The organism is Actinomadura sp. CNU-125 (genome assembly GCF_001942465.1).
GTDB lineage: Bacteria > Actinomycetota > Actinomycetes > Streptosporangiales > Streptosporangiaceae > Spirillospora.
In genome coordinates, this window is record NZ_MKJY01000011.1 from 79053 (window position 1) to 89559 (window position 10507).

10 protein-coding genes are annotated in these 10507 nt (G+C 72.9%); 6 read left to right on the forward strand and 4 right to left on the reverse strand.

Annotated elements, in window-relative coordinates:
* The first annotated feature begins 22 nt into the window (after positions 1 to 22).
* The 6 genes from BJF79_RS01865 to BJF79_RS01890 all read left to right on the forward strand — a co-directional run bounded on the left by BJF79_RS01865 (position 23) and on the right by BJF79_RS01890 (position 5277).
* Complete coding sequence (locus tag BJF79_RS01865; protein ID WP_075894705.1) at positions 23 to 925, forward strand: glycosyltransferase family 2 protein; 903 nt, start codon at positions 23 to 25, stop codon at positions 923 to 925.
* The gene (locus tag BJF79_RS01870; protein WP_075894706.1) at positions 925 to 2079 is read left to right on the forward strand and encodes a hypothetical protein; all 1155 of its coding nucleotides are present in this window, start codon (positions 925 to 927) and stop codon (positions 2077 to 2079) included. Before BJF79_RS01865 ends, BJF79_RS01870 begins: the two co-directional genes overlap by 1 nt.
* Positions 2080 to 2138: 59 nt before the next feature.
* Entirely contained in the window at positions 2139 to 2897 is a 759-nt protein-coding gene (locus tag BJF79_RS52685) for a hypothetical protein (RefSeq protein WP_143219640.1), read from the forward strand.
* A complete protein-coding gene (locus BJF79_RS52690; RefSeq protein ID WP_075894707.1) occupies positions 2894 to 3262 on the forward strand; it encodes a hypothetical protein in 369 nt (122 codons plus the stop codon). The genes BJF79_RS52685 and BJF79_RS52690 overlap by 4 nt, the downstream gene beginning before the upstream one ends.
* Entirely contained in the window at positions 3235 to 4041 is an 807-nt protein-coding gene (locus BJF79_RS52695) for a glycosyltransferase (RefSeq protein ID WP_075894708.1), read from the forward strand. The genes BJF79_RS52690 and BJF79_RS52695 overlap by 28 nt, the downstream gene beginning before the upstream one ends.
* 204 nt (positions 4042 to 4245) lie before the next feature.
* Positions 4246 to 5277 (forward strand): CDP-alcohol phosphatidyltransferase family protein, encoded by a 1032-nt coding sequence (locus tag BJF79_RS01890; protein WP_075894709.1) that lies wholly within the window; start codon positions 4246 to 4248, stop codon positions 5275 to 5277.
* Between the two features lie 24 nt (positions 5278 to 5301).
* Here the strand turns inward: BJF79_RS01890 and BJF79_RS01895 are convergent, their stop codons facing one another.
* The 4 genes from BJF79_RS01895 to wecB form a co-directional block, all read right to left on the reverse strand.
* A complete protein-coding gene (locus BJF79_RS01895) occupies positions 5302 to 6162 on the reverse strand; it encodes an alpha/beta fold hydrolase (RefSeq protein ID WP_262401390.1) in 861 nt (286 codons plus the stop codon).
* Positions 6163 to 6361: 199 nt separating this feature from the next.
* A complete protein-coding gene (locus BJF79_RS01900; RefSeq protein WP_262401393.1) occupies positions 6362 to 8518 on the reverse strand; it encodes a glycosyltransferase in 2157 nt (718 codons plus the stop codon).
* 89 nt (positions 8519 to 8607) lie between these two features.
* On the reverse strand, positions 8608 to 9366 hold the full coding sequence (locus tag BJF79_RS01905; protein WP_143219641.1) for a hypothetical protein: 759 nt from the start codon (positions 9364 to 9366) through the stop codon (positions 8608 to 8610).
* Entirely contained in the window at positions 9359 to 10480 is a 1122-nt protein-coding gene (gene wecB, locus BJF79_RS01910; protein ID WP_075894712.1) for a non-hydrolyzing UDP-N-acetylglucosamine 2-epimerase, read from the reverse strand. The genes BJF79_RS01905 and wecB overlap by 8 nt, the downstream gene beginning before the upstream one ends.
* Positions 10481 to 10507 lie beyond the last annotated feature (27 nt).

The window sequence follows — 10507 nt, forward strand, 5'->3', positions numbered from 1 at the left end:
CGACGACATTGAAGGAATCCATGTGACATCCCCCGATGGCGGGCTGCCCAAGATCAGCGTGATCGTGCCCGTTTACAACTGCATACCGACGGTGGCCGAGTCGCTGGAAAGCGCCCTCGACCAGACGATCGCACCCGAGTCCGTCGAGGTCATCGCGGTGGACGACGGGTCCACCGACGGCAGCGACAAGGAACTGGACCGGCTCGCGGCGCTGCACCCGCGGCTGACGGTGCTGCGGCGGGCGAACTCCGGCGGCCCCGGCGGCCCCCGCAACCTGGGCATCGAGCGGGCCCGCGGCGAGTACCTGTTCTTCCTGGACGCCGACGACCGGCTCGGCCCCGAGGCGCTGGAGCGGATGCTCGCCGCCGCCGAGGCGAACGGCACCGACATCGTCATCGGCAACTACGTCGGCGTGGGGCGGGGCGCGGCGCGCTTCGACCGCAACATCGCGCACGTCACCGTGGACGACCCCGACTACGACGTCTTCCGCCGGTCGCTGACCGCGCAGAAGCTGTTCCGCCGGACGCTGGTCGACGAGCACCGGCTGCGGTTCCCCGAGGACGCGCCGTCCGGCCAGGACAAGGTCTTCACGGTGCACGCGCTGCTGCACGCGTCCGGCGTGTCCGTCGTCGCCGACTACGACTGCTACTACCTGGTGGAGCGGGAGGACGGCACCAGCATCATGCAGCAGGGCGGCGCGCCGCCCGAGATCTACTTCGCGCGGGCCGCCCGGCCGCTGCTGGAGCAGGTCGTGTCGCACCGCGACCCCGGCCCGATCCGCGACCGGATGCTCACCCGGCTGTTCCACCGCGACGTCCTGCACCGGTTCAACGACCGTTACCTCCTGCTCGACGAGGACGCCCGGCGGCGGACGATCGAGGGCGCGCGCGGCCTGTGCGAGGAGTTCCTCACCGACGCGTCCTGATGCGGATACCGCCCAAGTTCCGGCTGTTCGCGCACTGCGTCCGCAACGGGCTCCACGACCTCATCGTGGAGATCATCGAAGCCGATCTCGCGGACGCGCCCGTCCCGGTCGCCGTCGCGGGCGACCGCGCGCACGTCCGCTACCCCGGGTACGGGGACGGGTCCGCCGCGATCCCGGACGCGTGCTTCGACGTCACCGACCGGCTCCCGCTGCGGCGCGAGCTGACCGGGCTGGAGTGGTACGGGGACGTGCTGCGCCTGGACGGGACCGCCGCGATCGACCGGCTCCCCGCCGACGACCGCGCGGTGACGCTGCCGCTGCGCACCCGCAAGTCCGGCGGCGAGCACCTGCTGACCGTCCGGACCCGCGGGACCGCGTTCACCGCCGAACTGGACGCGGCGACGGCCGCGTCCGGCGGGCCGCTGCCGGCCGGCGCGTGGGACCTGCACGTCCGGGTGGCGCACGACGAGCTGGTCAAGGAGGCCCGGGTCGGCGCCGACCGCTCCCCCGGCCTCGAACCGCCCGAGGGACGGCTCGTCGCGTACGGGAACGGGTCCGCGGCGGCGGTCGTCCCGTACTACACCCGCCCGTACGGCAACCTGTCGTTCACGGTCACGCCGGGCACCGCCGGGTTCGGGCGGCTGGTGCGGTTCGACGAGGTCGGCTGGGGCGGCGACGGGCGGCTGCGGGTCCGCGGCCGCATCGCGGCGACGTCCGCCGCCGGGGCCGCCGTCCGGCTCGGCTTCGCGCTCGACCACCGCAGCCAGGGCACCGCCCGCACCGGCGAGGTCCGCCGCGACCAGGACGGCGACCTGCTGGCGTTCACCGCCCTGCTCGACCCGCAGGGGCTGGCCGCCGGGCGCTGGGACGCCTGGCTGGAGGTCACGGTCGGCGCGGAACGGACCCGGACGCGGGTGCCGATGACGGCGCCCGGGCGTTCCCCCGCCGTCCCGTGCGCGCCGCTCGGGCTGCGCAGCGCCGCGTTCTACCGGACCGAGGGCGGGAACCTGTCGGTCGAGGTCGTGCCCGGAAAGGTACCCGCGCTGGCGCGTTCCGCGAAGCGCCGCATCCGCGCGGAAACGAAGAAGCGGCAGCGGGCAACATCCAATAAAGACACACCGAACGGGGACTCGTCACAGAAGCCTCACTCGTGACGAACGCCCCCGGCGGGGTTGATAGCATGCCCCGTCCACTTCGGGGAAGGGCCGCATCTTTGGCAACCGTGGCGAACCACGTCCGGATCGGCGCCGACGACACCCTCACGATCGGCTGGGACACGCCCCTGCCCGACGGGGAACGCGTCGTGCTGCGGCACGCCGCGTCCGGCGCCGTCCGCTCGGGGTCCGGCGGGGGCGGCGGGCGCCGCTGGCGGCTGCCCGTCGCCGACCTCGACGTCGGCGACTGGGAGGCGTGCCTGGAGGCGGGCGGCATCGCCCGTCCGGTGCTGACCGACGACCCCGGGTTCTCCCTCGACGGGCTCCTCGCCTACGCCGACCGTCCCCGCGACCGCGCCGCCCGCGTGACCCGCGCCCCGGACGTCCGCGTCGCGCTCGCCGTCCGTCCCGTGCGACCGCACGCCGAGGTCGTCGCGGTGCATCCCGGCGGCGGCGAGATCCGCGTCGCCGGGCGGCTCGCCTACACCGGGCCGCGCGCGGGCGCCGCCCGCCTCGTCGCCGTCGCCCGCGGCAGCGGCTGGCGGGTCGCCTGGTCGGCCCGCGTCGAGGGCACCGCCTTCGAGGTGTGCGCGGCCGTCGACGTCCTGGCCGCCGAACCGCCCGCCCTCTGGGACCTGTGGCTCGACGTCGCCGACGTCCACGCGCGGCTGGCCACCCGCCTCGACGACGCCCCCGGCAAGCGCGGCAAGGTGTCGTACCCGCGGCAGCTCCACGGGGACCGCTCGATCCGCCCCTACTACACGGTGCGGGACGAGCTGGCGTTCGCCTGCGGCCCGAGTGCGGGCGAGGCCCGATGAAGATCGTCTTCATGCTGCTGGAGTCGTCCGCGCTCGACGGCACCGTGCGCAGCACGTTCACCCTCGCCGACGAGCTGTCGCGGCGGCACGACGTCGAGATCGTCAGCGTGCTGCGCAACACCGACGGCCCGGCGTTCCCGCTGTCGGACCGCGTCCGGCTGCACCACCTGATCGACCGGCGCGACGACGTGCGGCTCGCGCGGCTGCGGCCCGGCCGCGCCCGCCGCCTCCTCGACGAGCCGAGCGCGCTCGTCCATCCCGAGGAGCGCTCGTACGTCAAGTACTCCGCGCTGACCGACGAGCGCATCCCGCGCGCCCTGCGGCGGCTCCGCGCGACGTGCTCGTCACGACCCGCGCGGGCCTGAACATCGCGGCGGCCCGCTTCGCGCCGTCCGGCGTCGTCCGCATCGGGCAGGAGCACCTGCACCTCGGCATCCACAAGCCGGGCATCCTCGCCGAGATCGAACGCTGGTACCCCGGGCTGGACGCGGTCACCACGCTCACCGACGCCGACCGCGAGAACTACGAGCGGCTCCTGCCGGGCACGCGCGTCCGCACGCTCCGCAACGGCCTGCCCGAGCGCGTGTACCCGCGCTCCCGGCAGGAGAACAAGATCGTCGTCGCCGCCGGACGGCTCGTCTGGATCAAGGGCTACGACATGCTGATCACGGCGTTCGCCCGGGTCGCAGAGAAACACCCGGAATGGACGCTGCGGATCCACGGCAAGGGCCCCCGGCTCGAACAGCTCCGCCGCCGCGTCACCCGTCTCGGCCTCTACAACAACGTCATGCTGATGGGCCCGACGGACGACATCGAGGGCGAGTTCGCGAAGGCGTCGCTGCTCGCCGTCCCGTCGCGGGCCGAGGCGTTCGGCATGACGATCGTCGAGGGCTTCGCGTGCGGGCTGCCCGCCGTCGCGTTCGACTGCCCGCGCGGCCCCCGCGAGATCATCACCCCCGGGCACGACGGCCTGCTCGTCCCGCCCGGCGACCCGGCCGCCCTCGGCGACGCGCTCGTCCGGCTCATCGACGACGAGCGGCTGCGCCACCGGATGGCCGCGGCGGCGCCCGAGACCGCCCGCCGCTACGCCGCCGCCGACGTCGCCGCCGACTGGGAGACCTTCCTGACCACCCTCCACACCTAGCCGCTTCGTTGTTGATCTGCGGCGTGTTGCCCTAACTCGGGCGCCCATAAGGGCAACACGCCGCAGGTCAACGTCAGGACGGGGGCGGGCGTTCCGGCCTCCGGGTCAACGAACCTTGGGGCGGTAGTCCGGGAGAATGCCGGAGGCCACTTCCGGACAGTCGCTAGCATCGGAACGGCCCTGACGACGAAAGGAACACCACCCATGGCGAACTTCACGCTCGACGACGTTCGGCAACGGACGTACAAGGCGCGTGACGCGTGGTGGACGGTGCTGCTCGTCGACCCGCTCGCCGCGCGGCTGGTGAAGTTCACCGCGAACCGCACCCGGATCACGCCGAACCAGCTCACCGTGGCGGCGCTCGTGCTGGGGCTGGCGGCGGCCGCGTGCTTCGCGATGGCCGACTGGCAGTGGCTGCTGGCGGGCGCGCTGCTGTACCACCTGTCGTTCACGCTCGACTGCATGGACGGCAAGATCGCGCGGCTGAAGGGCACCGGGTCGGTGTTCGGCGCGTGGCTCGACTACATCTTCGACCGGCTGCGGGTGCTGGCCTGTGCGATCGCGCTGATGGCCGGGCAGTACGCCGCGACCGGCAACGTCGCCTACGTGTGGACGGCGCTCGCCGTCGTCTTCCTCGACATGCTCCGCTACATGGACTCCCTCGAGATCTTCAAGGTGCGGGCGCAGATGCGGTCGACGCTGGCGAAGGCGCGCCGGGAGGCCGAGTCGCTGGAGCTGGCGGAGCTGCGCGCCGCGGGCGCCGTGCCGGACGAGGTCGACGCGCGGCTCGCGTCGGCGGAGCGCACGCTCGACACCGACGCCGCGGACGACGAGGACCGCGTCGTCGGCGAGGAGGCCGCCGAGAAGGCCGCCGACGCCGTCATGCAGGGCGGCCTCTACCAGCGTTTCCCCTGGTACACGGGCATCCGGGACGTGCTCATGCGCGGCCGTATCCGGCCGCACCTGTTCAGCGGCATCGAGTTCCAGATGGGCGTGTTCATCGTCGCGCCGGTCGCGGCCGCGATCGTCTCCGGCGCGATCATCCCGGTCGTCGCGGTCAGCGCCGCCGGGATGCTGTTCTTCGAGCTCGTGGTCATCTACAAGTTCTGGATGGCGACCAACGCCTACAACCGGAACATGGCCGCGATCGAGGAGAAGATCGAGGGGCACCGCCGCACGCTGCCGGTCGAGGAGTTCGAGCGGATCCAGGCGGGTGCCGGCACCAGCGCCGGCTGACCCGCCCTTCCCCCGGCGGCGCGGTCAGCGTTTGATGAATTCGAGCAGGTCGCGGTTGAAGCGCTCCTTGTCGCCGGGCACCATCGCGATGCCGTGCGAGCCGCCCTCGTAGACCTTCAGCTCGGCGTCCGCGATGATCTGCGCGGACTTGCGGGCGGTGGCGTCGATGGGGACGATCTGGTCGTCGTCACCGTGGACGATCAGCGTCGGGACGTCGAAGGCGAGCAGGTCGTCGGTGAAGTCGGTGCGGGCGAACGCGTCCACGCACGCCACCCCGGCGTGGACGTTCTCGTGCATGGCCATGAACCAGAACGCTTCCCGGTTGCCCAGCGTGGCCTTGCTCTCCGGACGGTTCGCGGAGAAGAACCCCTCGGAGGCGTCCATCCAGTACTGCGAGCGCTCGGTGAGGATGCCGCGCTTGATGTCCTCGAAGATCTGCGGGGGGACGCCTTCGGGGTTGCCCGGTCCCTGGATCATCACCGGCGGGATGGCCGACAGCAGGACCGCGCGGGCGACCCGTCCGGTGCCGTGGCGGCCGATGTAGCGGGCGAGTTCGCCGCCGCCCATGGAGTGCGCGACGAGCGTCGCGTTCCGCAGGTCGAGGTGTTCCATCAGGTCGTGCAGGTCGTCGGCGAAGGTGTCGAAGTCGTAGCCGGTGAACGGCTGGCTGGACCGGCCGTGGCCGCGCCGGTCGTGCGCGATGCCGCGGAAGCCGTTCATGGCGACCGTCCGCATCTGGTCGTCCCAGGCGTCGCCGTTCAGGGGCCAGCCGTGGATGAACACCACGGGGTCTCCCGAGCCCCAGTCCTTGTAGAAGATCTCTTCGCCGTCCCTGGTCTTGACGTACCCCATGCCTTCGCCTCCTGATCTGTCCCAGATCCGCACTTGTGGCGAACCTTCGGACGTTCCGTCTTCGGCGGGCACTTCCCGGCGGTCAGGGGCGAGTAAGTCACCACGGGGCCAAAACGTCTTTACGGACGAGCGCGAGAGGGCGTCCCGCGAGAGGGCGTCCCCGCGAGAGGGCGTCCTTCGCCGCAGGCCGGGAGGGGGAACTCGGCCTGCGGCGAAGGACCTGGGAGGGCGGCTACTGGACGGCGGGCGCCCCGGTCCGCGCGTCGGTCCGCGCGGGGGGCTGCGCGAGGAGGTCCGTCCACCGGCGGCAGACCTCGTCGAGGCCGTACGCCGTCCGGACCTGCTCGCGGGCGTCCGCCGCGTCGCTCTCGAAGCGGCCGAGCGCGACGGTCGTGGCGATCGACGCGGCCATCGCGGACGGGTCGTCGTGGATCCACCGCCGGTCGTAGATCGTGTCGGAGCCGGGCCACGGGAGCAGCGCCGGGATCGCGCCGGACGCCATGCCCTCGGCGGGCGCGAGGTGGAAGCTCTCGTCGTCGCTGGTCGACAGGACGAACCCGATGCGGCGCAGCCAGGACGCGACGTCGCGTCCGTAGGAGTCGAAGACCACGGCGCCCGCGAGGAGCGGCGAGCGGCGGATCCGGCGGAACAGCTTCTCGTAGTGCTCGCGCTCCTCGTCCTTCTGCCAGATCCACCAGTACTCCCACGGGAGCTTGGACTTGACGAAGAGGGTGAAGCGCGGATCGTCGCGGCGGAGCTCCTCCAGGACGTCGACGGCGAGGTCGAGGCGCTTGCGGGACGGCGCGATGCCGATGACCCCGAGGTGGTGCTGCGCCCCGGGCAGCTTCGGCCGGTCGAGCTGCCGGTCGTCCACCCAGTTCGGGACGGTGACGACCTTCTCGGCGGGCCAGCCCGTCATCTCCCGCGTCAGGTCCGTGTAGTGGGGGCTGACGCAGATGACCTGGTCGACGGCTTCGATGTCGAGCTGCTTGGGCCACGGCGCGTACAGCTCGAACCGGTGCAGCCGGACGACGAGGCGCTGCCCCTCGCGCTTGTTCTTGGCGTACCAGAGCGCGTTCGGCCCGCACCATTCGCAGATGACGACGTCGGCCCATTCGACCATCTCGCGGCTGCGGTCGGCGTCGTGGGCCTTGAGCGCGGCCCAGTGGTCGACGCGGATCTCCATGTCGGGGCGCGACCGCAGGTAGTCGAGGAGGCGGGTGAAGAACTTCAGGTCGTGCCCCGCGACCCCGACGCGCAGCTTCCGCTCCCCCGGACGGTACGCGGCGGCGGCCGCCGCGACCTGCTCGACGGGCGCGGGGAACGTCTCGGCGAGGTAGCCGGTGAGGCGTTCGGCGGCGGCGTCGAGGCCGAACCCGGCGGCGGCCTCGCGGCAGCGGTCGGCGGCGAGGGTGAACACCTCGGGGTTCTTGCCGATGAGCGTGAGCGCGTCGAGGACGTCGGCCTCGGTGGCGGCGAACAGCGGGTAGTCGGCGCCGAACAGCCGCTCGTGCATGGGCGTCCGGTTGAGGACGACCGGGACGCCGAGCATCCCGCATTCGAGGAGCTTGGTCGACAGTTCGAGGCTCGCGTCCATCTCCGGGTGCCGCCACGACAGGCCGACGTCGCAGCCCGCCGTGAGCCGCATCGCCTCGGCGCGCGGGTGGCCGCCGTGCCGGACGACGCCCTCGCCGCTCTCCAGCGCGGTGCGCATCCGGTCGGCGTAGCCGGGGTCGTCCGGGTCGTCGTGGATCTTGTCGCCGACCATGTGGAGTTCGGCGTCGACGCCGCGCTGCCCGAGCAGGCGCGGCAGCGCGCACATTTCGAGGGTGTTCCAGCGGGGCGCGAACTTGCCGGTGTAGACGAGCCGCAGCGCGCGTCCGTCCGGGGTTCCGGCGGGGCGCGGTTCGAGGCCGTCGGGGAGCACGACGACGGGCGGGAACAGGACGCTCTTGCCCGCGGTGGCGGGGACGGCGGCCTCCAGGAAGCCGCGCAGTTCCTCGGTCTGGCAGAGCAGCAGCCGGGACGCGTCGGCGATGCGCCGCAGCTCGCCCTTGGCGCCGTTGTCGAACTGCCCGGCGGACTGCGGCACGTCGGTGAGGTAGGTCCACAGCCGCCCGGCGAGGGCGGTGTGGGACAGCTTCCCGGCGAGGCGGCGGCCGCGCACCACGGCGAGGTCGAACGGGCGCTCGGCGTCGACGCGGCCGAGGATCACCGCGGCCGTCTGCGGGTTCATCGGAACCTCGGAGTCGATGAGCCGCTCGGTGTGCGGGCTGCGGACGGTGACGCCGGGCAGGCCGCGCAGCGGGTCGACGAGCCGTCCGGTGCGCACCGGCGCCTTCAGGACGAGCGTCACCTCGCAGCCCGCGCGCGACAGCGCCTGCACCATGCCCTGGACCCAGATCGCCGACCCGTCGATCAGGTTCAGGTCGACGTCGCCGTAGACGAGAGCGCGTGGCTTCACGTGCAGGTCTCCTTTCAACGGACCGGCTCCAGCGGAGTCTCCAGCAGCTCGGCGAGGCGGCCGGGCGTCGCCGCGACGGCGTCCCAGTGCAGGGTCGCGAGCGTGGCGGGCACGGCCCCTTCGCCTGCCGCGTTCCACAGGACGAGCGGCAGGTCGCGGGCGGCGGCGAGGGCGCGGACGTCCGCGAGCGCGCGATCGCGGTCGTACATGCCCGGGACGCCCAGGTACGCCCAGGCTTCGCCGGGTTCGCCCGCGGCGGTGTCGACGACGAGCAGGTCGGCGTCGGCGTTGTCGAGAGCGATCGCCGCGTCGTGCGGATACAACCGGATGACCTTGGCGTGCGCGGCGAGAGTCTCCGCCGCGCGCGCGCCGAGGATCCCCGCGACGACGATGCCCTCGTAAGGCGCGGCGACGAGCAGGCGGTCCTCGCTGCGCGTCACCGGGTCGAGCTGGACGCGCCCGGCGTCGGTCGTCTTCGGCGCCGCCACCGGGGCGCTGCGCGTCCGCCAGAGCCGGTACAGCTCCTTCGGCAGCCGGGTGCCGCGCCGCTTGGGGTTGCGGGCGGCGCCGGCGACCAGCCGGCCGAACTGCACGGTCGTCGAGCCTTCCAGCGCGGCGAGCCGCCGCTCCAGCTCCTGGACGCGGGCCTCCCGCTCGCGCAGCGCCGCGCGCAACCGCGCCGCCTGCTGCTTCGCCTTGGCGCCGTCCTTGGCGGCCCGGGCGTTCGCGGCGGCCCGGGGGTCGTCCCCACCGTGCCGGATCGGGTCAGTCACCGATGAACTCCATGATCACTTCTGCGCAGCGGGGGCCGGCCGCACCGTCCCACAGCGGCGGCTTCCGCGCGTTCTCGTACCGGGCCGCGGCGTCCTCCCCGACGGCCGCTTCCAGAACCTTGCGCACCTGCGGCACCAGCTCCTCGAACGTGACGAGCCGGTTGGTGCCGTGGGTGACGGTGATGGGCCGCTCGGTGTTGGGCCGGACCGTCAGGCACGGCACACCGAGGATCGTGGTCTCCTCCTGCAGCCCGCCCGAGTCGGTGACGACCGCGGCGGCGCCGCGCACGGCCCCGATGAAGTCGGTGTACCCGAGCGGCTCCAGGACGTGCACGCCGTCGTGGTCGGCGAGCCCGGCGGCCAGCAGGGTCGCGCGGCCGCGCGGATGCACCGGGATGACCAGGTCGGCGAGGTCGGCGATGCCGTGCAGCCGCCGGACGAGGTCGGCCGCGGTGTCCGGCGCGTCCACGTTCGCGGGCCGGTGCATCGTCGCCAGGACGTACCGGTCCGGGAGCCCGTGCTCCGCGCGGACCCGCGCGGTGTCGAACGCGTCCAGGTTCGCCAGCAGCGTGTCGATCATCGGGTTGCCGACCAGGTGCGCGCGCTCGACCGGCACGCCCTCGTTCGCCAGGTGCCCGATCCCCTCCGGGCTCGTGACCAGGCAGATGTCGGACAGCTGGTCGGTGAGCCGGCGGTTCACCTCCTCGGGCATCGTCATGTCGAAGCTGCGCAGCCCGGCCTCCACATGGGCGACCGGGATGTGCAGCTTGGCCGCGACGAGGGCGGCGGCGATCGTCGAGTTCACGTCGCCGTACACGATGACGACCGAGGGTGAACGGCTCGTGAACTCCTCCTCCAGCCCGGTCATCAGCGCGGCCGTCTGCGCCGCGTGCGAACCGGAGCCGACGCCGAGGTTGACGTCGGGCTCGGGAAGGCCGAGCTCGTCGAAGAAGACCTCCGACATCCGGGCGTCGTAGTGCTGCCCGGTGTGGACGACCGCCTGCTCGGCGCCCGCGGCGTCCAGCGCCCGGATCACCGGGGCGGCCTTGACGAAGTTCGGCCGCGCCCCGAGGACGTGCACGATGGGTGCCAACACAATTTCCCTTCTGTTCATCGGGTCTGCCTACGCTTCCCCGCCGTG